This is a genomic window from Puniceicoccaceae bacterium, assembly GCA_040224245.1.
Lineage (GTDB): Bacteria > Verrucomicrobiota > Verrucomicrobiia > Opitutales > JAFGAQ01 > JAKSBQ01.
In genome coordinates this window covers 25332-48959 of the sequence record JBEGIR010000071.1, presented here as the reverse complement: position 1 = coordinate 48959, position 23628 = coordinate 25332, and the positions used below count along the sequence as shown (strand labels likewise).

23 protein-coding genes are annotated in these 23628 nt (G+C 52.1%); 22 read left to right on the top strand and 1 reads right to left on the bottom strand.

Translation table 11 applies throughout. The features are described from left to right. Window positions 1-6: 6 nt before the first annotated feature. Window positions 7-1965: an ATP-binding protein gene (locus ABQ298_11850; protein ID MEQ9825068.1), complete on the bottom strand. Its 1959-nt coding sequence runs from the start codon at window positions 1963-1965 to the stop codon at window positions 7-9. A 211-nt stretch (window positions 1966-2176) separates the two neighbouring features. Here ABQ298_11850 and flgB point away from each other — a divergent pair, with 211 nt between their 5' ends. From flgB to ABQ298_11740, 22 genes are all read left to right on the top strand, one after another. Further along, on the top strand, window positions 2177-2566 hold the full coding sequence (flgB, locus tag ABQ298_11845) for a flagellar basal body rod protein FlgB (GenBank protein ID MEQ9825067.1): 390 nt from the start codon (window positions 2177-2179) through the stop codon (window positions 2564-2566). Window positions 2567-2603: 37 nt separating this feature from the next. After that, window positions 2604-3026 carry a flagellar basal body rod protein FlgC gene (gene flgC / locus ABQ298_11840; protein ID MEQ9825066.1) on the top strand — a complete coding sequence of 141 codons (423 nt, stop codon included), beginning with the start codon at window positions 2604-2606 and terminating at the stop codon, window positions 3024-3026. Window positions 3027-3068: 42 nt separating this feature from the next. Beyond that, window positions 3069-3461, top strand: coding sequence for a flagellar hook-basal body complex protein FliE (gene fliE, locus ABQ298_11835; GenBank protein ID MEQ9825065.1), 393 nt, complete (start codon window positions 3069-3071; stop codon window positions 3459-3461). Window positions 3462-3511: 50 nt separating this feature from the next. After that, a complete protein-coding gene (fliF, locus tag ABQ298_11830) occupies window positions 3512-5098 on the top strand; it encodes a flagellar basal-body MS-ring/collar protein FliF (protein ID MEQ9825064.1) in 1587 nt (528 codons plus the stop codon). A gap of 34 nt (window positions 5099-5132) precedes the next feature. Continuing rightward, a complete protein-coding gene (fliG, locus tag ABQ298_11825; GenBank protein MEQ9825063.1) occupies window positions 5133-6161 on the top strand; it encodes a flagellar motor switch protein FliG in 1029 nt (342 codons plus the stop codon). Further along, window positions 6136-6726 (top strand): FliH/SctL family protein, encoded by a 591-nt coding sequence (locus ABQ298_11820; GenBank protein ID MEQ9825062.1) that lies wholly within the window; start codon window positions 6136-6138, stop codon window positions 6724-6726. Before fliG ends, ABQ298_11820 begins: the two co-directional genes overlap by 26 nt. A gap of 50 nt (window positions 6727-6776) precedes the next feature. Then, window positions 6777-8066, top strand: a complete 1290-nt coding sequence (locus ABQ298_11815; protein ID MEQ9825061.1) for a FliI/YscN family ATPase — start codon at window positions 6777-6779, stop codon at window positions 8064-8066. Window positions 8067-8073: 7 nt separating this feature from the next. After that, on the top strand, window positions 8074-8532 hold the full coding sequence (locus ABQ298_11810) for a hypothetical protein (protein MEQ9825060.1): 459 nt from the start codon (window positions 8074-8076) through the stop codon (window positions 8530-8532). Window positions 8533-8558: 26 nt separating this feature from the next. Continuing rightward, window positions 8559-9149, top strand: coding sequence for a hypothetical protein (locus ABQ298_11805; GenBank protein MEQ9825059.1), 591 nt, complete (start codon window positions 8559-8561; stop codon window positions 9147-9149). 13 nt (window positions 9150-9162) lie between these two features. Beyond that, window positions 9163-10851, top strand: coding sequence for a hypothetical protein (locus tag ABQ298_11800; GenBank protein ID MEQ9825058.1), 1689 nt, complete (start codon window positions 9163-9165; stop codon window positions 10849-10851). 14 nt (window positions 10852-10865) lie between these two features. Continuing rightward, window positions 10866-11468 (top strand): flagellar hook capping FlgD N-terminal domain-containing protein, encoded by a 603-nt coding sequence (locus ABQ298_11795; GenBank protein ID MEQ9825057.1) that lies wholly within the window; start codon window positions 10866-10868, stop codon window positions 11466-11468. Between the two features lie 57 nt (window positions 11469-11525). Then, complete coding sequence (locus ABQ298_11790; protein ID MEQ9825056.1) at window positions 11526-12788, top strand: flagellar hook-basal body complex protein; 1263 nt, start codon at window positions 11526-11528, stop codon at window positions 12786-12788. A 191-nt stretch (window positions 12789-12979) separates the two neighbouring features. Then, window positions 12980-13582 (top strand): flagellar basal body-associated FliL family protein, encoded by a 603-nt coding sequence (locus ABQ298_11785; protein ID MEQ9825055.1) that lies wholly within the window; start codon window positions 12980-12982, stop codon window positions 13580-13582. Window positions 13583-13641: 59 nt separating this feature from the next. Beyond that, window positions 13642-14640, top strand: coding sequence for a FliM/FliN family flagellar motor switch protein (locus ABQ298_11780; GenBank protein ID MEQ9825054.1), 999 nt, complete (start codon window positions 13642-13644; stop codon window positions 14638-14640). Between the two features lie 55 nt (window positions 14641-14695). Continuing rightward, window positions 14696-14959, top strand: coding sequence for a flagellar motor switch protein FliN (gene fliN, locus ABQ298_11775; protein MEQ9825053.1), 264 nt, complete (start codon window positions 14696-14698; stop codon window positions 14957-14959). 74 nt (window positions 14960-15033) lie between these two features. Beyond that, on the top strand, window positions 15034-15516 hold the full coding sequence (locus tag ABQ298_11770; protein ID MEQ9825052.1) for a flagellar biosynthetic protein FliO: 483 nt from the start codon (window positions 15034-15036) through the stop codon (window positions 15514-15516). 48 nt (window positions 15517-15564) lie between these two features. Next, a complete protein-coding gene (locus tag ABQ298_11765) occupies window positions 15565-17589 on the top strand; it encodes an ATP-dependent helicase (GenBank protein ID MEQ9825051.1) in 2025 nt (674 codons plus the stop codon). Between the two features lies 1 nt (window position 17590). Then, entirely contained in the window at window positions 17591-18139 is a 549-nt protein-coding gene (locus ABQ298_11760) for a hypothetical protein (protein MEQ9825050.1), read from the top strand. Beyond that, on the top strand, window positions 18136-19080 hold the full coding sequence (locus ABQ298_11755; protein MEQ9825049.1) for a DNA glycosylase: 945 nt from the start codon (window positions 18136-18138) through the stop codon (window positions 19078-19080). The genes ABQ298_11760 and ABQ298_11755 overlap by 4 nt, the downstream gene beginning before the upstream one ends. Window positions 19081-19258: 178 nt before the next feature. After that, on the top strand, window positions 19259-21277 hold the full coding sequence (locus ABQ298_11750; protein ID MEQ9825048.1) for a PAS domain S-box protein: 2019 nt from the start codon (window positions 19259-19261) through the stop codon (window positions 21275-21277). Window positions 21278-21463: 186 nt separating this feature from the next. Next, window positions 21464-22858, top strand: a complete 1395-nt coding sequence (locus tag ABQ298_11745) for an FAD-dependent oxidoreductase (GenBank protein ID MEQ9825047.1) — start codon at window positions 21464-21466, stop codon at window positions 22856-22858. 165 nt (window positions 22859-23023) lie between these two features. Beyond that, window positions 23024-23527, top strand: a complete 504-nt coding sequence (locus ABQ298_11740) for a histidine phosphatase family protein (protein MEQ9825046.1) — start codon at window positions 23024-23026, stop codon at window positions 23525-23527. Window positions 23528-23628 lie beyond the last annotated feature (101 nt).

Genomic DNA, 23628 nt, shown 5'->3' with positions numbered 1-23628 from the left:
TGTGTTTTATCTTATGGTTAACGGCGAACGGATCAGTTTCTCAAGGCTTTCCACAATTTTCCTGGGATCCATATTGCTGTCGCAGATCAAGGCCATTTCCTTTGAGTGGGTGTGTGGGATCTCATCGGGATTCCTTCCCCTTGCATAGAGCGCAAAAAGGGTATCCGGATGGATGGATTTGAATGTGTTACAAAGGTCGGGTACCCTGGAATCCATCTCCGAATCAATGAACAAACAGAGATTTGGAAAGCGGCGGGTTTCCTTGAGGTAAGTCTTCATTTTTGCGGGTTCGCTGAAGACAATCACCTCCCAGTTTTTGGAGCGAAGCATGGTGACCAAATCAAATTGCGAGGCATCCTCGTGACAATAGATCACAATGAGTGGACGCTGCTCAACGGGGAGAAAAGTAAGGTGGAGATCGTGCTCAGCCGAAGTGCTTTGCTCCGTGAAGTCTGCTTCGGGCAGGTAGAGATGGAAGACAGTGCCATTTCCTTCTTCGGTTTCAAAATCGATCATGCCATCGGCAGACTGAAGGATGCGTCGAATGTTGTAGAGACCGAAGCCAGAACCCTTGTGAATCTCTTTGGTGGTGAAGAAAGAATTGAAGATGCGGTCGCGGTAGAGCTTGGGGATGCCGCTCCCATTGTCCCTGAACGAAATCAAAATCCCGGTTTTCGGTGCGCTGCGGCTTCCGCGCTGAGCGTTGTCAAAGAGTGATTCTCCCGAGTGGACGCGACGGGTCTGGATGAGGATCTGGCCCTTGCCATTGGTTAGCGCGTCCTTGGAGTTCATGGCCAGGTTGAGCAGGATTTGCCGGAACTCGACATCATCGATGTACACTGGAATTTCATCACCGCAGAGGTCGAGGTCGATCTGGGTGCCGCGCGGAAAAATGATTTTCAACAGATCCAACTGCTCGTAGATGAGTTTTTTGGGATCGTGGTAATTTTTCTGACCTGCCTCTTCGCGGTTGATGTCGATGATACGGCGTACCAGTTTGCGGGCTTCCATGGAGCTTTTCTTGATTTGCCCGAGTCCTTCATACATGGAATCACCTTCGCTCATGGAAGCGTGGTAAAGTTCACTGAGCGCGTAGATACCAGCCATGATGTTACTGAAATCGTGCACCAGGCCCGCAGTGAGCATGGCGAGGTTTTCCTTCCACGCGGTGCTGGTCAGTTTGCGCTCAGCGATGATCTGACGGGTGGTGTCGAGCCAGACTCCCTCATATCCCAGGAGCATGCCCGATGCAGAATAGACGGGAGAACGTACGTCAGTGAGGTAGATCACCGACTGGTCTGCGGGTTTGCGCATGCGATACTGCAGGGTGAACGAGCGTCCCAGTGTGGAGTGCTTTCGCAGTTCACTGACGAAAAAATCCCGGTCCTGATCAAAAATCATGCCCAGGAACTGGGAGCCACTTCGCAGCAGACGATCCGGTTCGAAATCGAGCAGCCGTTCAAAATTGGGGGAGATGTACTGAAAGGAAAAATCCGTGCGCTGATAAAAAAAGACGCCCGGGAAATGGTGCATGTAACTCTCCAGTCTGGATTCGGAGCGCTGCAGGCGCAGGAAAAGCTGGGAGATGCGGGCGGGATCTTCGAGAAGATCCTTGATCGACCCCTCAAACCCATCATCAGTGGTTTCGATGCGGGAAATAGTCGCAAAGAGGTGCTCCTGGTGAACGAGAATCTGAAATTCCAGATGAAACGGAGCAGTTACCGGGTGAGTGGATGAGAGCGAATCGAGAACGAATCGAAAGTTTCCCTGAGCAATGTGATCGGTCCAGCGCTGGCCCCAACCCGGATGCAGACGGTTGAGTATTGCATCCATCGACTGCCCGGTGATCTGTTGTCTGGGCAGGTTGAGCACATCCACCAGGGTATCCTGGAATTCGACGATGTTGCCTGCGCGGTCGATCACAACCGGGCAACTGTTGGTGATATGTCGGTGGGGTTGTGTCATGCCGGGAAGGATTGGGTGAGAGAGTTAATAGACCTGAAATTGCGGCTGCATTCAAATCATATCGAACGAAAAGAGATGAAGGGGTGAAAAAAATTCCTAGTAGGGTGCTTGAGCGAAAATAATTTGTGATGTTTGGATTTGCAACTCTTTGGAAGTGAGTTGGTAACGCATGTGTTGTCTTGTGTGGCACAGAGGTTGCTTGTGTTGCGGCATGATCGAAGCGTTGTACAACAGGGAAGTTTATCAGATGGCTCAGACTCTGATGGATAAGAGCCTGCTCAAGCATCAGGCCATTGCGTCCAATCTTGCGAATGTCGAGACCCCGGGTTACAAACGCATCGATCTCGACAAGAGCTTTGAAGCAGAGCTGCAGACGATGTTGCGAAGTGGGGATATACAGGGTCTCCAAGACTTCAAACATCGTCTGGAAGTGGATACGGAGACTGCAGCAGTAAGGCCGGACGGAAACAATGTGCAGATCGAAAACGAGATGCTGGCGATGAACCGGAATTCACTCGAATACGAATTTTTGACCCGCTACATGAGCAAATCGTTCGGACGCATCAAGAGTGCGATTACCGGAAACGTGAGCAACACCTGAACCCTTTAACAATTGAGAGGATAACGATATGGACATCATGCCCGGTTCCCAGCTCACGGCGAGCGCACTGAATGCAGAAAAGCTGCGCATGCAGATCATCGCGCAGAATATTGCCAATGCAAACACAACACAAACTGCCTCAGGGGAACCTTATCGACGACAGCTCGTTGCTTTTGAGTCGGTGCTCAACCGCAGTACAGGACTGGAACCTTCCGATCCTGCATCCCATCTGCAGGGAGTCCGGGTGTCGGGGGTATTTGACGATTTGTCGGAATTTAAACGCATCTACAATCCGGACCATCCCCATGCGGATGAATCGGGATTCGTCGCGCTTCCCAACGTGGAGACTGCAATGGAGATGGTGGACATGATTGCATCATCGCGCAGCTATGAGGCGAATCTCGCCGTCATGAAAACCTCGCGCCAACTCGCAAAGCAAGCCATGTCCATCAACGCATGATGGTGGCTCGACGTTGAATCTATCCCATAACCCATTCTTGCCATGATCTCAGGTATCGAATCCAGCTCAACATTGATCAGCAGCAATCAAATCTCCCAGCAAATGGAGCAGCTGCGAGCGCGCCAGACGCAGCAACTCCAACGCCTCGAAGGCAGCTCTGGAGTGGATCAGGCGACGATGATCCAGCCCGGCAGTGCGACAGAACCCTCGGGCCGAGTGACTTTTGGGAAGTTGATTGGAGATCTCGTTCAGGAAGTGGATGGTAAGGGAAAGAGTTCAGCGCAAGAGCTTCGGCGGGTGATGACCGGAGAGGTGGACAACCTGCACCAGAGCATGGTGGCCATGCAGGAGGCCAGTGTGGCCTTCACTCTGATGGTGGAAGTTCGCAATAAGCTGATGGAGTCTTACCAGCAGATCATGCGCATGCAGGTGTAGGCGGAATCGTTCAGGGATTGAGATTATGAAGGTGTAGAAAGGCTGGAAGCATGGGAGATATTTTGGAGCAATTGAGAAGACTTTGGCGGGAACTGGGTACAAACCAGAAAGTGTCACTTGCACTGGCGGTGTTTGCCATAGTGGGGGTATGCATTGCACTGATGGTATGGGCAAGCCGACCGAGGCTACAGTTGCTGTATGGAGGAATGGACCCCAAGGAAATGGCGGAAGTGACGCAATCCATTGAAGCAGCGGGCGCGAAATACGAAATCCGCAACGGTGGCTCCTCCATTTATGTGTCGGCCAGTGAAGTACACTCCCTGCGCATGCGTTTGGCCTCGGAGGGGATTCCGACTGGCGGAGGCGTTGGTTATGAGATCTTTGATTCCGGCAGTTTTGGAATCAGCAGCTTCGTTCAGCACACAAATTTTGTGCGTGCAGTTCAGGGCGAGCTTTCCCGGACGATAAATCAACTCAACGGGGTGCGATCCTCGCGTGTGATGATTGTGATACCAGAAAATGAACTTCTGTTGACAGGGTCGGAGAAAAAGCCGACAGCGTCTGTTTTTGTGGATACCGGTGGTAAAACTCTTCCACTGGAGGCAGTGGATTCAATTCGTTCACTCGTCAGCAATGCTGTGGAGGGAATGAACGTCAATGATGTTGCGGTCGTGGACAACCGGGGGAATGTGCTCTCGGCGGCGCTGAAGGACGACGGAAACATGGGCATGACTTCCAGCCAGATCAAGTATCGCAAGGGGTTGGAAGACTACTACACCGGAAAAGTCGAAAGCATGTTGGCGCGGGTGCTGGGTGCGGAGAATGTGGTGGTCCGGGTTTCTGTGGGATTGAACATGGACATGCAGACTCTCATCGAGGAGCAGTTTGATCCTGACAGCCAGGTGGCTCGGCGGGAAAACAGCCAGGAGAATCAGGTCGTCAGTACCGAAAGTTCGCGACCAAGAGTGGCAGGGGAGGAATCCAATGTCGCCGGAGGAACGCAGAACCCCGAGCGGGATAATGTATTGAGCAATACCAATGAAACACGGAAGACGACGGATCGCACCTTCGAGATCAACCGTACCACGATTGAAACGGTGAAAAACCCCGGTCAGATCAGCGACCTGACGGCTTCGGTTTTTGTGGCCACACCAGTTGTGAGTAACGGACAGGGAGTGATGGAACCGCAATCGCGGGATGAAGCGGAATTGAATGCCATCCGCATGATGGTGGTAAACGCACTTGGAATCACTTATGAGAACGATGCCGAACTGCAGCGCAAAGTGACAATTCAGGAAATGCCTTTTGCTTCCAATGCCTTTGGTGAGGGAATGGGGGGAGATCGTTCGTTCAGCCTGCCTGTGTTCATGGACAGCATGCGAGGGGTGCTTGCCATCGTAGTGTCGATCGTGATGTTGCTGATTTTTTTCCGCATGATTCGCGGGGCTGCGTCTTCAGGGGATCGCATGGAGGTTTTTCCGTCAGATGACGGTATGAACGGTGGCATTGACGGAGCACTGTCGAAAGCAAAGGATGTGACGCCGACGATTTCCCCGGAACTGCTGAATGAGCTAATCAAGCAAAACCCCGACAAGATCAGCTCGGCGCTCAAGAACTGGGCGTTTCCTGATCAATAATGGTAACCTTTAAAACCCATTTGAAGCCGTGACAATGGACGCCCTTCCCAATATTGAGTATGACAAGCTCGGAAAGCTTCAGAAGCTTGCGCTCTTCCTGATCGTGATTGGTCCGGAGGTTGCATCGGAAATTCTGAAACATTTCGGAGATCCTGATGTGGAGGTGCTGGTCAAGGAAATGTCCCATTTTGAGATCATTGACTATGAGATCAAGAAAAAGGTAATTGAGGATTTTTACGGGATCGTCAGTCAGAGTTCGATTGCAACCCTGGGAGGTGCTCCGTATGCCCAGAAAACGCTTGAAATGGCCAAAGGTGATTTCAAGGCATCGAGCATCCTTGGCAGGGTGGCGCCAGTGGGTAGCTCGGTCCAGATCATCGAAGAGATTGGACAACTCGAACCCCGGCAAATTTATAATCTGCTGAAGAACGAACAGCCACAGACGATCGCCTTCATCATGTCATACCTTCATATCAGCAAGGCTTCGCTGCTGGTAAAGATGCTCAGCCAGGAAGTCAGGGAGGAAGTGGTGGAGCGCATTGGCTCGATGGAATCCACAGCTCTGGAATTGGTGAACAAGGTGGTTCGCACGCTGGCGCGCAATATTGATCGGGATGAACAGCAAACCTTCAATCAGAGCGGGGGCGTGCGCCGGGTTGCAGATCTGCTCAACTCTCTGGACAAGGAGACGAGCAAGAGCATTCTGACCCGACTCGAGGAGAAAAACCCGACGGTGGGCAGCGCGGTGCGCAAGAAGATGTTCAGCTTCGAAGATTTGCTTCGTCTGCAGGGAACCGATCTGCAGCGGGTGGCTCGCGAAATCGACATGGGCGACCTGACGATTGCGCTGAAATCGGCAAACCCCGCACTGCGCGACGCCATGATGCACTCCATCTCCAAACGGGCGGCAGAAACGTTGCTGGAAGAAATGGAGATGCTTGGACCCGTGCGGTTGAAGGAAGTCGAAGCAGCGCAGGACAAGATCATTCAGGTCGTGCGCAAGCTCGAGGAAGAGGGCGAAATCACAATCGATCAGGATGGATCAGACCGTGTTGTCGTATAAAAACATTGCATTTGGTGCTTCGCTCAAATCGATCCAACTGACCTACCATGGTGCACCTCGGGTGGATGCTTCGGATTGTCAGCGGCAGGTGGATGAAGCCTACGCAAAGGGCAGGGAGGAGGCCACTCAGTCCTACAATAATCAGATTTTGCAGCAGCGTACCGAAGTGCAGCAACTGCTGGGTGAGACACTGGAGCAGATGGACCTGAAGGTTGATCAATGCCTCAGGGAGGTCTTTGAGGAGATCCCGGTATTGGTGACCCACATTGCGCGGCGCGTCCTGGCCGAAGTCGAAATCGACGGTGAAATGGTTCAACGCATCGTGCAGGAGATCATCAGTGATTTACCGGGCAATCGTGGAGAAATCGAAGTTTTTTTGTGTGAGAAAGATTTGGAATTGCTGCAGTCCTATCTGGAGGATGCGGAGCATCGCTTCCCGCACTGTGTGTTTCGCGCAGATCCGCAGCTGGATTCGGCGGATTGTCGCGTCGTCAGCAAATTCGGTGCAATCGATGGGCGGGTCGCGACCAAACTCAAACACATTGAGGATCAGCTTCGATCCTAGAAAGGGGATGTTGAGTGATGGATTGGTCTGTGCGTGACAATTTTGAGAAGATGAACCGCAACATCGGTCGTTTTCACGCTGTTGAAAAAGTAGGGCGTGTTCTCGATGTGACGGGATTGGTAATCGAGAGTGAGGGGCCGGATGTGCCATTGGGACAGGTTTGTGAGATTTCCTCAGACCGGCATCGACAGGACTTCATGGCCGAGGTGGTCGGATTTCGCGGGAACCGCGTCTTGCTCATGCCGCTGGAGGAAGTGTCAGGCATCCATCCAGGTTGTCAGGTGGTTGCATCACCGAGAGGATTGCGCATCCCGGTGGGGAAACAGTTGCTCGGGCGAATTCTGGATGGACTTGGCAATCCGCTGGATACGCATGAGCATCTGAAAGCAGACTACGAGGCATTTCAGTCGGGTGGAGCGATCAATCCCTTGAAACGACAGCGCATTCAGGACGTTTTTGAGACTGGAGTGAAGGCACTCGATACTTTTGTGCCAGTAGGGGTAGGACAGCGACTGGGCATTTTTGCAGGCAGTGGCGTTGGAAAGTCCACTTTACTCGGCATGCTGGCGCGGGGTGGAAGTTCGGATGTCAATGTGATCGCATTGGTGGGTGAACGCGGGCGTGAGCTTCGGGAGTTTATTGAAAAAGATCTTGGTGAGGAAGGCATGCGCAAGAGTGTGGTGATCATCTCGACCTCCGATCAGTCAGCCACCATGCGCATCCGGGCGGCAAAACTTGCCATCCGCATTGCAGAGTACTTCCGGGACGGGGGAAAAAATGTGTTGTTTCTGATGGATTCCGTGACCCGACTGGCCATGGCACAGCGGGAAATTGGACTTGCCGTTGGTGAACCACCGGCAACGCGTGGTTACACTCCATCTGTATTTTCACTGCTTCCGCGCCTGCTTGAGCGCAGTGGAATGGGAGAAAACGGATCTATCACTGCGTTCTATACTGTTCTGGTAGAAGGAGATGACATGAATGAACCTGTATCCGATGCGGTTCGTGGTATTTTGGATGGTCACCTGGTTCTGGATCGCACGCTGGCCACTGCAAATCATTTTCCGGCCATCGATGTGCTCGAGAGTGTGAGTCGACTGGTTCGCGATATTTGTTCAGAGGAGGAATTGAATTTGATTGGAGAGGCACGAGACTTGCTTGCACTCTATCGTAAAAATGAAGACTTGATCAACATTGGGGCCTACACACCGCGGAGTAACCCGAAAATTGACCGAGCCATTGCGAAGTTTCCGAATCTCATGACTTTTCTCAAACAGAATTCTGCCGAGTCAATCGCTCGCAGCGACAGTTTTGCGCAACTGAGGAGTATTCTGAAGTAGGTGATGCATGAAGCGTTTTGATTTCAGGTTAAAAAGTGTGCTGATCCTTCGGCAGCGATTGCTCAACGAGGCGGAGCAGCGGTATTCGCGTGCGATTGCTTCACGGCGTACGGTTGAGGGAAAGATCGAGGCGCATTTGCGAAATCTGGAGCAGATGAACGAGCAGATGATGGCGGAACAAAAGCAGAGTTTTCGAGGTGCGACTCAGCAGGGATTTCTGATGTTCATGGCTGACGCGCAGCAACACCTGAAGGCTCTTGAACAGGAGTTGCGCGTAGCGACCCAGCATGAACTGAAAGAGCGTTCCCGCTATCTGGAAGCGAATCGCAATCATGAATTGCTGCTCAAGCTCAAGAATCGGCAGCGGACCGAGCACCTGCAACAGGAATTGCTCAAGGAACAACAGTTACAGGATGATTTGTTTAACGCGCGCAGAGCGCTATCCACAGGGGGCACTGGGGCATGAAACTATTGCGATCTTCATGGGTACTCATGGTGCTCGCGCTTTTCCTGCACCTCGCTGGTTATCTTGGGGCACTGATGACGCATGAATGGCAAATTCCCCGGATCAAAAAGCCGGAAGTTGAGGTCAAAATGGGTATCGATGAAATCCTCGAAAGCCGTTCGGATGCCCACGACTGGTATTTCAAAACTGAAGAAATTGATCGCTATGTGGCGGAACTGAAAGAGCGTGAGCAGCTGCTGGAGCAGCGTGAGACTTCTCTGGAAAATCTGGAAGCGCACCTTGCTGTTGAGCGCGAAGAGCTGGAGCAGCTCAAGGCTGAAATTGAACGGCGCCACAAGGCCCTGAGTGACCAAATCCTGATTGTAAGAAACAACGAAATTGCCAACTTGCGGACCTTGGCAAACAGCTACTCCAGTATGACCCCTGCAGCGGCAGTTGCGATATTTGAGGAGATGGATGATGCGCTCGTTGTCAAAATCGTATCGCTGATGAAAGCGGATGTGGTGGCCCTTATTTTAGAAGAACTCGCCAAGAATGGTGCAGAAGATCCTGCTTCGATTCGTCGAGCAGCCAAACTCTCAGAAGAGCTGCGGTTACATTATAAAGAAAAGAACTGATCGGATTTCTGTCATGAATCATGGGAGTATAGAATCGCGTTCCAGTGCATCCGCATTGGACTTCAGGGAGCTGCATGCTCCGTATCAGCGCACACCTGCTCATTCCGAGGGGAATTATGGGCAGTTTGAATCGATTTTTGAACGGTTTCGTCAGGATGATGCGTCCAGCCGCAGCGGCTCGGACATTGTCGAACGCGAAGCAAAGACAGAGCGCGAATCCGAGATTTCGGATCGCGAACATGAACCAATGGACGACTCGGAGGTATCGGCAGAACACGTTGGAAATTCCCGTGATCAGGGTGAACAGACGCGTTCGGAATCAAGCACCCGGGAACAGTCGAAGGAAAGCAAGTCTGAACGCCTGTCCAACGAAGAGGGGAAGGCCAAGGGTGAGACAGAGCATGGCCAGTCCTCCCATGTGGGGGCAGAGAATGCAGCTCGAGATTCAGGGAACGGAAAGGCCGGTGCAGCTGGCAAGCAAGAGCAGCAGGGAAAACTGAGTTCGACCATGCACCTGCGCCTTGCGGCGAAGACCGGAGATGCAGGCAAAGCGACAACTGAAGGCAAAGCGACCAAGGGAGAGCATGCGGCAGGCGAGCAGGGGGCCGCAGCCAGCATGAAAAAAGGTGACATGCAGTCGGTTTTGGAAAAACGCAGTCTTTCGTTAGGTTCACAGGCCAAATTGGATGGGAGCGATAAGGGAGTCGCTGCCAAGGGTAAAGCTGCAGTGGGCGAGAGCAAAGCCCTGCAGGCGAGTGTAGATGCCAAGGTAAAAAGCACAGGTGATGGTGAAGTTATGCCATTGCCAGAGTCAAAAGGCACGAATCGCCCGGCAAAAACTACCCGTGCATCGCTGATGTCAGAATCCGACTCTCAGTTGATGGGAGCAAAAAATGCGCTGAAATCCTTGGGCATGCCGGGGGAAGCACGAAGCCGAAGCGGAGATCCTGAATTTGGCATTAAGGTTGCTCAGCAGAGTGCAATGCCTGTGCATAAAATGAATAGCGAACCGAAATCCGCCGATTTTGCCCTCTCCGAAAAAGGCTTTTTGAAAGCTGAAACGGAGCAAGGTACGCAGAATCGTGCGTCGGCAGTTCAATCGCGTTCTGATGGAGCTGGACTGACGCATCAGGGGCAATCGGGCATGGGGGGACAATCCGATGCGGGCGGGAACTCCCGTGGTGGCGAGCAAATGCGGCAGTGGATTGAAAGCACTCAGGAAGTGAAGTCGGTGAGTCAGTCGGCACAGCAAACCGAATTGGTGGATCGCAATGCGGCATCCATGCTCTCGGCCCGGGTGCTCAATCAGATTGTCAACCACATCGAACGCATGCGCGACAGTGGCAAGAATCGCGTCAAGGTATCGCTGGGTGAGGAAGCCGAAGGAATATCCGTGGATATCCGAATCGATGGCGGTGCAGTGGTGACCGTTTTTGAAGGGGAGTCTCGAATTCTCGATCAGTTGAAGGAAGACTGGTCAGACATTCGAAGGCAGGCAACCCGCCGCGGAGTGACACTGCGCGATCCAGAGTTTGTCAAGATTTCACATTCCTCATCAGAGGAAAGCAACGGGGTTCGCTTGGATGGTAATCCTGTGCAAGGGAAAGAGAGTCAATCCGTGCTCCAGGAGCAGCAGTCCGTGAGAGCGGAATCCACTACAGCAGCAACCGGCCGCAGTGGTCCGGTTCATTCATACGCCTAAACCGAAGGAAAGCCATGCCAGTCGCCGTTACCAATCAACAGAATCTGCTTTCCCAGGCTGCAGGAGAATCGCCTTCGGGGTCGAGTCCCGTAGCGAAGAAGTCCACACAATTGGGACAAGCGGATTTCCTTCAACTGCTCACGGTGCAGCTCCAGAATCAGGATCCGATGAGTCCGATGAGTGATATGGATTTTATTGCTTCGATGAGCAGTTTTTCATCGGTGGATGCGATCAGCTCGCTCGCGAGCAATTTTGAAAGCTTCATGTCTGAACAAGGCAACCTCAACCGTTCCATGCTGGAGACCATGGGTTCCCTGAGTAAGGGCATGGTCGATAACAAGGAACTGCAGTTGCGCCTGACTGGACAGTCCTACCTGGGCAAGGATGTGACGATCGATGACCCCATCAAAGGCAAGTTCACTGGTACGGTAGAACGGGTCGAGCTGATTGAAAAGCTCAACCTGGACGGTACCACTGAGCAACTGGTGGGGCTGGTGGTGAATGACGAAATCTTTCCCATGGATCTTGTCACCGCAGTGGAAGATCGCTCGGGAGTGCTGAGCAGCGTCGGTAATGCCGTCGCCTCCACCCTGAACGTGGTGACCGGTGGAGCTTAAGGACGGGAACAACAGCAAATTTCAAAACTGTATTTAAAAGAACGAAAGGAATAGATCATGCCAGTATCAGGATCATTGGGCGCCGGTGTTGCAGCACTGCGCAGTTTCTCCAAGGGCTTGGAAGTATTGGGGAGTAACATCGCCAATTCCAGCACGGTTGGATACAAGGGAAGCCGCATCGAGTATGGGGAATCCTTCAATAACATCCTGCAGCGTTCTGCGGCGGGATCGGGGGCGAGTTCGACCGCAAACCAAGTCGGAACGGGGGTTGGAGTCCAGACAACGCAAGGGATTTTCACCCAGGGCAATGTGACCGATACAGGCATTCCTTCGGATATTGCGATCTCCGGAGCGGGATACCTCCAGGTAAAGGATCCGACGGATGGTTCGACCTACATTACCCGGGCTGGAAATTTGCGCGTGGATAATGCGGGATATCTGGTCACCCAGGGTGGATTGCGGGTCCAGGGACTGAACGGTGGAGGAGCGACCTTTATCGTGACGGGAACCCGGCTTGGTGATGGTGAACTCGCACCGGCGCAGGCGGTTCCCGCTCTGAACATTGTGGGAACTCAAATTGTTGGCGATGTGAACGATGAGATCGCATTTGGTCCGATCGGGACGGGATACGATCCGAATAATCCGCCTGAGGTGACCATCCGAGGAGATGGGTTTGGAGCGCGCGCCACAGCAATTGTCAATGCTGCGGGGGAAATCACGGGCATCACAATGACCAATGCCGGACAGGGTTACACCACTGCAAGCGTGATTTTTGAAGCTCCTCCGGGAAGCGACATCAACTTCACGATGGCGGCATCGGCTGCCCCGGCCAACTTTGGTGATGTCAAGATCGAGCTACCGCAGTATGATAACGCCAATGGACTGGTGATCAATGACCAGACTGATGACGTGCTCGGAGGTGGAGGACCGTTTGGAGCCGATGCCTTTGGGGAGCAGTTTCCGGGAATTGCATCCTATGCGATCAACAGTGATGGCCAGGTACAGTTGCTTCTGGAAACGGGAGACTTCTTTACAGTCGGGCAAATTCTGTTGACGGATGTTGCGGATCCGCAGGCGTTGGTGCGTGAAGGGGATAACCTTTACTCCGGCGCACAGGTAGCCGGGATCGTTGTCGAAAACGGAGTTCCTGGAGAACGCGGGTTGGGTAAATTGAAGCAGGGAGCTCTCGAGCTTTCGAATGTGGATTTGACTGAACAATTTGCCGAGCTGATCTCGACGCAGCGCGCCTTCCAGGCAGGCTCGCGCATCATTACGACTGCTGACACCATTTTGCAGGAAGTAATTAACTTAAAACGCTAAATCTTTTAAAAGGAATGCCGATTAACTGAGTCACAAATCTACTACTGCGGTTTATCCGCAGTCATTAGAGTGATAGGATATATAGGATAGGATCAGCCGGGTAACTTTATGATAGGAGTTGCCCGGCGATTAATCAGACACTCCTGTAGATTTTGACGAAGCCCACTTTCTCATCTAGAAAGGATACCGATATGGCCAACGAACAAATTGAAGAAATCACTCCAGGCTCCGGTAGTGGGGGAAGTCCACTGATCCCAGCCATTGCAGTGCTGGTATTGATGCCGGTACTGTCCTTTGTGCTGACAAAGTTCATCTTTATTCCACAGATCCAGACTGCCGTCACAGAATCGGTGATTCAGGCGGGTGGTGGAGAACTGCAGTTTGAGGCGACAGGCCAAGGTGGAGTTGACTCGGGTGCTCAAGGCCACAGTGCCGCGAGCAATGACGCTCATGGAGGCGGGCATGGTGCAGCTGCTGTGCCGAAGGGTCCATCGGGAACAACTTATGAGTTTGAAAATATCATAGCCAATCTTTCGGGTTCTTCCATGAACCGCTACGTGAAAGTGAGTTTTGTTCTGGAGGGAAGCCGCAGTGATTTTGCCACCATTATTGACGCAAATCGGGTGAAACTGATTGATGCGACCATTACGGTGCTTTCATCGCTCAGCTCGCTCGACTTGCAGAGTTCGGGGGTAAAAAATGAAGTGCGTAGCAAATTGATGGCAGCCTATGATTCTGTGTTGAAGAGCCGGATTGTGGAAGGGCTTTATTTTTCGGAGTTCGTGATGCAGTGATGCCGAATGCACTGGGTTACCCAAAGGATTGATTTTTAGCATTTGCGGAAGGTTCAAGCATGGGAGACGAAGACGATATTCTTCTTAGTCAGGGCGGTATCGATGCCTTACTTGCACAGGCTGCGAGTGAACAGCAGGACGTTGTCTATTCCTGGGAGGGCAAGCGCATCGATGATGTGCCTAACCTCTATGTGGAGGCCTATGATTTCCGCAACCCGATCTTTCTGACGGAGTATGAACTGCGCCATGTGCGCATCAGCCATGAGGACTTCATTCGCTACCTGAGTGCACGCTTGTCGATGTATCTCAAGATGGATGTGGAAATCAAGATGTCCCAGCTGACGACCACGCCTTATCTGCAGTTTGTAGAGACGATTCCCAATCCAACCTACATCAACATGTTCAAGGTCGACCCGCTTGAGGGAATTGGCATCATGGCGACCAATCCACGCCTGGCCATGACCGTGGTGGATCGCATGCTGGGTGGCAAGGGGCATTCGATCAAAGACGAGCGCTATCTCACAGAAATCGAAATGACGATGGTGGATGAGGTGATTCAGATCATCCTCAGTGAATGGTGTGCCCAGTGGGAGGATGCTCCCGAGATGAATGCCTATCTGATCGGAAAGGAGACCAATGGACGTTTCCTGCAGACCTCGCCGCACGATGCGATCATGCTCGTTCTGACGATGGAGACCATGCTCGGGGATTGCTCGGAGAGCATTCAGTTGGCACTTCCATACTATTCGATCGAAATGCTGATCAAGCGCATGGAATCGAAGCACAAGCACAGTGCCCAGAATGCGGGTTCATCTGCCAAAGAAGCGCGCTGGTATGAGAGTTTCAGCAAAATCGGGGTACATACGACCGCAGAATGGACACTTGAAAAATTACGTGTTTCAGAGGTGATTTCCCTCAAAGTCGGCGACGTTATTGAACTGTCTCCTGATATCATTGAGCACACGGAAGTGAAATTTGAGGGAGTTGAAAAGTTTCGCGGGGAGATCGGGATTCAGAATGGACGGGTCGCTGTTGAACTGAAGGAGTTTATCCGATAACACAGGCGCGATCTGCAGTCTCGCCGGAATTCTAATCTGAACAGGAGCAAAGAGGATGTTAAACGAAGACAATTTGAACATGGTCATGGATGTGAAAGTGCAGCTCAGTGTGAAGCTGGGGTCGTGCTTTCTTCCCATGAAGGAGCTGATGGAGCTGACGCCTGGCACGGTACTGCAGCTCAAGCAGCAGGCAACGGACCCCGTCGGATTGTATGTCAACGACAAGTTGGTTGCCTACGGTGAAGTGGTAGTCGTGGATGATAATTTCGGAATCAAAGTGACGGAGATTGTCACGGATGACCGGGATTTGTTATTGTGAGCAGAGTTGGGGTGAAGTCCTTGCGAAATGCATCGAAATCATCCCGAATATCCCTGTCACCCTGTCAGCAATCCATGAATCAAGTCTGCCAACTTTCTAAACTGCTTACCTGCCTGCTGCTCTTTACCTCTGTAATGGTGCCATTTGGCATGAGCGATGAGGGAAATGAATCTGGGGAAGAGATTGTCACTGCACCAGTGGTGGAGCAGGATGGAGCCGTGCTACAGCCCCGTGCACGTTCCGAACCCTGGTTTGAAGCAAAGCCATCGGGATCTGGGCTGATGGGGTCGCTCGCACTTTTTCTTGTGATGCTGGCTGCGGTGGCTGGATTTTGGATATACACCAAACGCGGTGGCAATTCCATCCGACAATTCGGGGTTTCAAAGGACCTTCGCATTCGGGAAACGAAGGCACTCGGGAATCGGCAATTTCTGGTGGTGGTGGAATATGGAGAGCAGCGCATGCTACTGGGCGTGGCTCCGGGAGTGATCAATCACCTGTGCTATCTGGAGACTCCAGAGCCTGAGCTTGATGTGAAGGAATCGCAGACGCAGTGAAGTGAAATCTGGGTCTGAAACCGGTTTGGGTTTGATTTTTTCCCGTGCATGCCACTGATGGAAGCAGTGGATTTTTCAACACCATTTTCTGCGGATCGCGCTGTGCTCGAGTCGATTGATTTTCGGGCGACACTGAATGACGAGCAATACGATGCGGTGACTTCGCCCGATGGTCCCGCACTGGTGTTGGCGGGAGCGGGTTCCGGAAAAACACGCACGCTGACCTATCGGGTTGCCTGGCTGTTGCGTCAGGGGGTTCTTCCGGGGGAAATCCTGTTGCTGACCTTTACGAATAAGGCAGCACGGGAAATGCTGGAGCGAGTGGAATCGCTGACAGGTATTCCTCCGAAGCAATTCTGGGGAGGCACATTTCACCACATCGGTCAGCGTGTCTTGCGAACGTTCGGGGAAAGTGTGGGACTCAGCCGTTCCTTTAACATCATCGACGAGACCGATGCAGAAGCCCTTCTCACCGAGACCATCAAAGACACCGACAAGGAGTTTTTGAAAGTGAAAGATTATCCGCGTGCAAAAGTGATCGCAAACATGCTGAGCTACGCGCGCAACACCATGCAGAATATCGATGATGTGCTCGCCGACAAGTATCCCTATTTTGCGGAGTTGTCTGGCCGCATTGCACAGTTTGCAAAGCTCTATCAAGCCCGAAAGTTGGAACAGCAAGTTTGTGACTACGACGATCTTCTTGAGTATTGGCTCAAGGTAATGGAGAGCGATACGGAGGCAGCAAACTACTATGCAAACCGTTTCCGTCATCTGCTCGTGGACGAGTATCAGGACACCAATATCCTGCAATCCCGCATCATTGATCTCATGGGCGCGCACCATCGCATCATGGCGGTGGGGGACGATGCGCAATGTATCTACACCTGGCGAGGCGCAAATATTGACAACATTCTCTCCTTTGCGGAGCGCCACCCGGGGACGCAGATCTACAAAATTGAAACGAACTATCGCAGCACGCCGGAGATTTTGCGCTTTGCGAACAACGTGCTCGAAACGCAGCCCCCGGGACTTGGCTTCAAAAAAGAACTGCGGGCATGGCGCGAAAGCATCGTGCACCCTTATTTCGTTCAAACGGTCGATACGCGGCAGCAGGCGCAGTTTGTGGCTTCCCGGATTTTGCGTCTTGTGGAAGAAGGCGGGCGTTCCTTCAGTGATATTGCAGTGCTGTATCGCGCGCATTTTCATGCAATGGATTTGCAGATCGAGCTGTCTCGCCGTGGATTGCCGTTTGTGATCACCAGTGGTGTAAAGTTTTTTGAGCAGGCCCACGTGCGGGATTTGGTGGCACAGCTTCGTTTTGCCTGCAATCCAGAGGATGCAACGGCCTTCATGCGATTTACGGGATTGTTGCCCAAAGTGGGAGCTAGGACTTCACTCAAACTGCTCGCCGACGCCAAGGCACTGGCTGCCCGGGAGTCGATTTCACTCGTTGACGCCCTGCTGCATAGCAAGGTATTCAAGCGGGTTCCAGAGCCTGCGAAAGAGCAATGGCCCTCTCTGGTACAGACCTTAAAAGATGTGCAGCAAGCAGTGGAAACCCGACATCCAGAGCGCGTGGTCGAACTCGCAGTCGAGGGTTGGTACAGTGGTTTTATTCGTGAGGTTTATCCGAACTGGACCAATCGTATGGATGATTTGGAAAGCCTGATTGGGTTTGCTGCACGCTTTGATACGATGGAAGAGCTGCTGGCTCAGTTGATCCTGCTCAACAGTGAAACTTCGAACCGCAGCATTGATCCCGATACGGACTGCGTGCGGCTGACAACGATTCATCAATCGAAAGGCCTGGAATTTCCGGTGGTCTTTGTCATCGGCCTTGCGGATGGGCAGTTGCCGCTCAAGCGTGCGATTGAATCGGATGATGTGGAAGAAGAGCGCCGCTTGTTTTATGTCGCGGTGACGCGGGCAATGGATGAGCTTTACCTTTCCTATCCCATTCTGACCACTCAGGGCGGCCCTCCAGTGCGCATGGAACCCAGTCGGTTTGTGCAAATTTTGCCGAAGGATTGTTTTGAAAGTGTATCCATGGCGCAGCAATATTATCGGTAGTATGGCAACATTTCGACAAGTGATGCGCCAAAGCTGTGCTGCCGCTGTGTGCAGTGCTTTCCTGTTGCTCTTGTGTCCGTCTGAGAGCATTGCCGACGAGGGATTGAAGGTTGAGAAAGTGCGGGTGCAATCGATGGAGGCGAAGGCATTTTTTCGCATTGCCGAGTATTTTACGGGGAGGGAGCACTTTGGGAAGCGGGTCATCTTGCGAAGTGACCCGGAACAACGTGCAGGGATCTACTTCGTGGTTTATCTCAACCGGAAAATCGAGAAGTTGCCCTCCGGAACGCTTTTCGAACTGGAGTTTTTGCAACCGGGCACTTCCCGATTGCGCAGGCAAGACTTTGTACTGCCCGAAATACGCAAGTCCACGGACGTTGTGTTTCTAGGCCTCACCGATTCCGAGCAGGCTGAACGGGGGCTTCCCGTTGCCTGGCGAATCCGTGTTGGCAAGGCAGATGGAGAAAAGCTTGCCGAGTATAAAAGCTACCTGTGGGAGTTGCCCCAGGAGGAATCCAGGGGAAGGCAAGGTGTAGCCAGCCTGGAATGAAAGAGCTGGAGGCAAATGCATTGACCTGGGAAACGCTTGATGCTGGATTTCGCCTCAGCTCACGGGTGCTTGAAGAACTTCTCGAAGGTGGTCAGACCTTTCAATGGGAGCGGGATCGTGCAATGGAAGCGACTCTCGACCCAGAGGGGAAGTGCACTGCGATCTGGATTGGTATTCTGGACGGTGTGCTTGTGAGATTGCGGCTTGCCTCAGATGGGTGCTTGCAGTTTTCAAGCTTGAGGCGCGACAAAGGGCAGAAAGTTCGCGATGCACTTGGCGTTTTTTTCCGCCTGAACGAACCGCATGAACTCTACCTTGAGGGACTTCCACTGGAGCAAGACAGCTACTTGCTGCGCTGTGTAGAGTCCTTTCCGGGACTGCGCATCCTCAGACAACCTGTAGAGAAAGTGATTCTGACGTTCCTGTGCAGTTCCAACAAACAGATTCCCCAGATCCGGCAGATGCTCCATAACCTGTCGCGGGAGTTGGGAGAGGAAGTGGAGCCAGGCTGGTGGGAATACCCATCATGGGAAGTGCTGGCTCAGGCAGATCTGGAGGTGCTGCGACGATGCCGCACCGGGTATCGCTGCAACTACATCCAAGGCAGCGCGCGTTACATTGCTGCCGATCCTGATTTCTTTCGACGTCTGAAATCCCTGCCATTTGCAGAGGCAAGGGCGGAATTGATGTGCCTGCCCGGAGTCGGAGAGAAAGTAGCCGACTGCATCCTGCTCTATGGTGGAGGGCGATATGAGTCGTTCCCATTGGACACCTGGATCCTGAAAGCAATGGAACATCGCTACGGATTGTCGGGACTAAAGCGGAATGAAGTGCTGAAATGGGCGCAACAGCACTTTGGGGAATACGCGGGCATTGCTCAGCAGTTCATTTTTGCGTATGAACGCGAAGTTCGGGAGCTGACAAAACGACGGAAAAGCTGAAAGTGCATTCTGGAGCCGCCGTCAGTCATGCATTCATGCCTGATTGGTGCAATGTATTGAGCAGGAAAGGCAGTATGCACAGTTGTCAGTTGGGAATCATGGAATTGACGGATTTCCTTAACCTTCCTGTTTTTTGGGCGATAGATAGATTGTCAGTCTGAACATTGGCGAATCCATCATGAACTCGATAACGCCCGACCCCTCAGCGGTCTGGAATGCATTGCTCGAATGCCTTCCGGCAGCAGTCTTTGTGTGTGATGCAAAGTTGAAGTTGATGGCGGCAAATACAAGATTTGCACACCTTTCCGGGGTTGCTGAGGTCGATGAATGTGTCGGACAGTCCCTCGAGCAAATCTTACCGGAGGGGATTGTAACGGATCTTTTGCGCGTATTGCGGGAACGGGACTCCTCTCAACCCGCTGCCGAGTTTGAGATCATGGCTACAAACGAATCGGGTTCTCAGTCGTTTTTCGAAATCTCGGTTCGTCGTCATGAAACAAGCGAGCGAATGCCCGAATTTTTGGTCGGCTCCATCGTGGATGTCAGTTCAAAGCGAATGATGGAATCGGTTCTTCAGGAGGAGCACAGTCTCTTGCGGACCGTAATCGATATTCTTCCCGCATTCATTTACGCAAAAGACGAGGATAGCAAGTTCATCATGGCAAACGAAGTGCTTGCCGGTTACATGGGTTGCAAAAGCAGCGAAGAGTTGATTGGGAAATCCGACTTTGATTTTTTCCCTCACAAATATGCGATGAAATACTTTTGTGATGAGCAGGAAGTCATCGCAACGGGTCGACCCAAGGTTAACGTGCAGGAGTCGAGCGCATTTCAGGATTCAGGTTCGATGATCTGGCTGAACACGAACAAAGTTCCGCTGCGTGATTCGTCCGGGAAAATCGTTGGGGTGGTGGGGACGGGTATGGATATTTCCCATCAGAAGCGCATCAACGATGAACTTCATGAGTTGCAGGAGATTGTGAACCATAGCAGTTCGTGCGCGTTTCTGTTGCAATCGACCGGGTCGTGGGATGTGAGTTTCTGTTCCAAAACGGTATCCCTGTTTGGATACGAGCAAGAAGATTTTTTGACGCGCCACCTGCGTTTCCTTCAGATCGTGCATCCCGATGATGTGGAAGGATTGCGTACGGCGACGCTAGCGGCGTTTGCTTCGGGTGAAAAGCATGTTTCGATGGATTACCGCATCCGCAGGAAGGGTGGTGGGTATTGCTGGGTTGAGGATCAAATTTACCTCCGGGAAACCAGAGAGAATGGTTCGTTTCTGTTTCAGAGTCTGATTACAGATGTAAGCAAACGCTACGATATGCAGCGGGAGCGGGATCAAATGGAAATGCAACTGCGTCAGGCCCAAAAACTCGAGGCAGTGGGTCAATTGGCAGCGGGAATCGCACACGAGATCAATACGCCGATTCAGTTCATCAGTGACAATTTGCAGTTTTTGAGTGAATCGGCCTCCGAGTTCATGTCTTTCTATCAAGGCGTGATGTCAGAACTAAACTCTTCAATTCCAGAACACCAAAAACTGGAGTCAAAGTTCAAGGAATTGGCCGAGAAGCTGGATCTTGGTTTTCTGATGGAAGAAGTTCCCCTTGCGATCAGTCAATCGCTGGAAGGCGCGCACCGTGTGAGGGATATTGTGCAGGCCATGAAAGATTTCTCACATCCGGGATCCGGGGAGATCAGTCATGAAGATGTGAATCAGGCCATTCAGTCGACCATCACGGTTGCACGCAACGAATGGAAGTATGTCTCAGATGTGGAAACGGAGCTGGATGCTGATTTGGGTATGGTTCCGGTTGACATTGGTCCGTTCAAGCAGAGCATCCTCAATCTCATTGTCAATGCCGCACACGCCATCGAAGATCGGGTGAAAGCAGGCGACTTTGAAAAAGGCAAAATTGTGATTCGCACCCGTCGAACTCAAGACCATGCCGTGATCGAAGTAGAGGATACGGGCAGCGGAATGAATCCCAAGGTGGCAGAGCGTGTGTTTGATCCATTTTTCACGACTAAGGCAGTGGGAAAAGGAACAGGCCAGGGGCTTTCGATGACTTATGACATTGTGGTTCGCAAACACCGGGGCAAGTTACACTTCCGTACGCGTGAAGGAGAAGGCACAACGTTTGTGGTGGAGCTGCCGTTGGGTAGCGGTGTGGAGCACGCACCTGTTATCTGAATGTGGACAGATGCAGAGATTTTCGATTTTCGTCGGGATGGACTTTTGATTTTGGGGCGGGTTCGGAGCCTGCACTTTTGCTATTGTCGTAAAATCGCAACTGGACCCAAATGAATTCGTGTTTTGGTTTGCATGCAGGAGTAAGCGAGGCAATCATAACTACCTGATCTACTGGAGGTTTGAGGAATGGGAGCGGAAGACAATCACTACGACATCATTATCATCGGAGGTGGGAGTGCAGGGTATGCAGCTGCTCGCACTGCCTTGGAATACACTCAAAAAGTTGCTGTGGTAGACGGATCTGATGAACTTGGCGGACTTTGCATTCTCAAAGGCTGCATGCCATCGAAAACCCTGCTTTACACTGCCGAGCTGGTGCACAGTGTACAGAAAGGAACAAGGCTGGGTATTCAACAAAATCGGGTGCGTGTTGATGTTGCTGCCTTGCAGGAGCGCAAACGTCAGCTGATCAGTGGATTTGCAGGCTATCGTGCAGGTCAACTGCAGGATGGACGTTTCACTCTTTATCGCAGCAACGCTCGCTTCCTGGATCATCTCACCATTCAGCTGGCGGATGGAACGGAATTGTGGGCAGATAAGTATGTGATTGCAACGGGTTCACGAGTGGACGCGCCGGATATTCGCGGATTGAACACAGTTGGTTATCTGACCAGCGATGACATCCTGTCCGCTGAGGAGTTCCCCGCTTCCATGGTTGTTCTGGGTGGAGGCATTGTTGCGTGTGAACTGGCACAATTTCTCAACAGGGCTGGTGTTGAAGTAACCCTGATTCAGCGAAGTGCTCACTTGATAAAGGAGTTTTCTGTCGAAGCGGGCACAGTACTCAAGCGGGCCATGCAGGCGGAAGGCATTCGCGTCTTCACGGATACTGCATTGGACTGGGTTCGCCGGGTTGAGGGTTCTGTGATGGTCCAGTTTCAGCACCAGGGGATCACACACCTTGCCCACGGACAGGCAGTTCTGAATGCGCTGGGGAGAAAACCCAATACAGAATTCCTGGATCTTGAAAATGCGGATATTCAAATTTCGCCCAGTGGTCACATCCAAACAAACATGATGCAGCAGAGCACCAATCCGGCTGTGTATGCTGCTGGGGATTGTGCCGGGCCTGCAGAAATTGTTCATGTTGCGATCCTGCAAGGGGAAAATGCTGTGCATCATGCGCTTGGAGGAAAAGTCCGGGAAGTGGACTACGATTCACTCACACGGGTGGTTTTTACCGACCCCCAGATCGCAGCTGTAGGTTTAGGACGAGCAGAACTTGAAATGAGGTCATGTGATTTCCTTGAAGCGATCTACCCATTTGGCGATCATGGAAAATCGCTGATCATGGATGCACTTTACGGTTTTGTGAGGGTGTACGCTGAACGATCCAGCGGGACCATTCTGGGGGCGGAGTGTGTAGGACGTGACGGTGGCGAATTGATGCACTCGCTTGCGGTTGCAGTGAGCAACCGACTGACGCTACAGGACATGTTGAAGGTGCAGTGGTATCATCCCACACTGTCTGAGATATGGACTTATCCGATTGAAGAGCTGCAGGAGAGTGTCGCAGGCTGAAACGGCGAAGAAACCATCAGGTTCGGCCTGAAGTTGCTGAAGCAGGCAACGCACGCTCTAGAAACGATGTCGACAATGATCATTGCATATCAAACCCTTGTAATTTGTATGGATTGAAATAGTTTTTGCAGGGTAACATCGAGCAAGACCCATACACCATCTGCTGTGAAAACACTCTACCTCATCCGCCATGCGAAATCCGCCTGGGATTCGACTGCCTCTTCAGATTTTGATCGTCCGTTGAACGAACGGGGACGCAGCGATGCTCCTCGCATGGCTGCGTTTCTGAGGGCACAGCAGATTGTTCCAGATCAGATTGTCAGCAGTTCGGCGATTCGGGCGAATACGACGGCGCGTCTGATTGCGAGAGGGCTGGACCAGGACGAATCCTCAGTGATGCTGGATCGACGCATCTACCTTGCAGACGTGCATCAGTTGCAATCCATCCTGCGCGAGTTTCCAGACAGCTGGCAAAGTGTGATGGTCATTGGGCATAATCCAACATTAACTGATTGTGCGAACGCACTCACCGGAGATGTTCTGAACAGCCTGCCAACCTGTAGTGTCTATGGTATCAGGCTTGCCATCGATTCGTGGTTGAAGCTCAGGAATGGAGTAGGAGAACGAATCCTCTATCAGGTGCCGAAGGAACTTACAGAATCACCTTGAAATCTGCTCGATTCCTGCAATCAAATTCGTGAAAAAATAGTTTTTTTGAATGGAGGGTTTCCCTTGCAGGAGACACTCGCATTCACCGTTTAAGGAGAAAC

What these genes read in the sequence shown, in the direction of transcription:
- ABQ298_11795 (MEQ9825057.1), top strand. Translation starts at nt 10,866, where the DNA reads ATGCCAGTCGCCGTTACCAATCAACAGAATCTGCTTTCCCAGGCTGCA.
- ABQ298_11800 (MEQ9825058.1), top strand. Translation starts at nt 9,163, where the DNA reads ATGAATCATGGGAGTATAGAATCGCGTTCCAGTGCATCCGCATTGGAC.
- ABQ298_11760 (MEQ9825050.1), top strand. Translation starts at nt 17,591, where the DNA reads ATGGCAACATTTCGACAAGTGATGCGCCAAAGCTGTGCTGCCGCTGTG.
- fliF (MEQ9825064.1), top strand. Translation starts at nt 3,512, where the DNA reads ATGGGAGATATTTTGGAGCAATTGAGAAGACTTTGGCGGGAACTGGGT.
- ABQ298_11820 (MEQ9825062.1), top strand. Translation starts at nt 6,136, where the DNA reads ATGGATCAGACCGTGTTGTCGTATAAAAACATTGCATTTGGTGCTTCG.
- fliG (MEQ9825063.1), top strand. Translation starts at nt 5,133, where the DNA reads ATGGACGCCCTTCCCAATATTGAGTATGACAAGCTCGGAAAGCTTCAG.
- ABQ298_11805 (MEQ9825059.1), top strand. Translation starts at nt 8,559, where the DNA reads ATGGTGCTCGCGCTTTTCCTGCACCTCGCTGGTTATCTTGGGGCACTG.
- flgB (MEQ9825067.1), top strand. Translation starts at nt 2,177, where the DNA reads ATGATCGAAGCGTTGTACAACAGGGAAGTTTATCAGATGGCTCAGACT.
- fliE (MEQ9825065.1), top strand. Translation starts at nt 3,069, where the DNA reads ATGATCTCAGGTATCGAATCCAGCTCAACATTGATCAGCAGCAATCAA.
- ABQ298_11765 (MEQ9825051.1), top strand. Translation starts at nt 15,565, where the DNA reads ATGCCACTGATGGAAGCAGTGGATTTTTCAACACCATTTTCTGCGGAT.
- ABQ298_11810 (MEQ9825060.1), top strand. Translation starts at nt 8,074, where the DNA reads ATGAAGCGTTTTGATTTCAGGTTAAAAAGTGTGCTGATCCTTCGGCAG.
- ABQ298_11755 (MEQ9825049.1), top strand. Translation starts at nt 18,136, where the DNA reads ATGAAAGAGCTGGAGGCAAATGCATTGACCTGGGAAACGCTTGATGCT.
- ABQ298_11815 (MEQ9825061.1), top strand. Translation starts at nt 6,777, where the DNA reads ATGAACCGCAACATCGGTCGTTTTCACGCTGTTGAAAAAGTAGGGCGT.
- ABQ298_11785 (MEQ9825055.1), top strand. Translation starts at nt 12,980, where the DNA reads ATGGCCAACGAACAAATTGAAGAAATCACTCCAGGCTCCGGTAGTGGG.
- fliN (MEQ9825053.1), top strand. Translation starts at nt 14,696, where the DNA reads ATGTTAAACGAAGACAATTTGAACATGGTCATGGATGTGAAAGTGCAG.
- ABQ298_11850 (MEQ9825068.1), bottom strand. Translation starts at nt 1,965, where the DNA reads ATGACACAACCCCACCGACATATCACCAACAGTTGCCCGGTTGTGATC.
- flgC (MEQ9825066.1), top strand. Translation starts at nt 2,604, where the DNA reads ATGCCCGGTTCCCAGCTCACGGCGAGCGCACTGAATGCAGAAAAGCTG.
- ABQ298_11750 (MEQ9825048.1), top strand. Translation starts at nt 19,259, where the DNA reads ATGAACTCGATAACGCCCGACCCCTCAGCGGTCTGGAATGCATTGCTC.
- ABQ298_11745 (MEQ9825047.1), top strand. Translation starts at nt 21,464, where the DNA reads ATGGGAGCGGAAGACAATCACTACGACATCATTATCATCGGAGGTGGG.
- ABQ298_11790 (MEQ9825056.1), top strand. Translation starts at nt 11,526, where the DNA reads ATGCCAGTATCAGGATCATTGGGCGCCGGTGTTGCAGCACTGCGCAGT.
- ABQ298_11770 (MEQ9825052.1), top strand. Translation starts at nt 15,034, where the DNA reads ATGAATCAAGTCTGCCAACTTTCTAAACTGCTTACCTGCCTGCTGCTC.
- ABQ298_11780 (MEQ9825054.1), top strand. Translation starts at nt 13,642, where the DNA reads ATGGGAGACGAAGACGATATTCTTCTTAGTCAGGGCGGTATCGATGCC.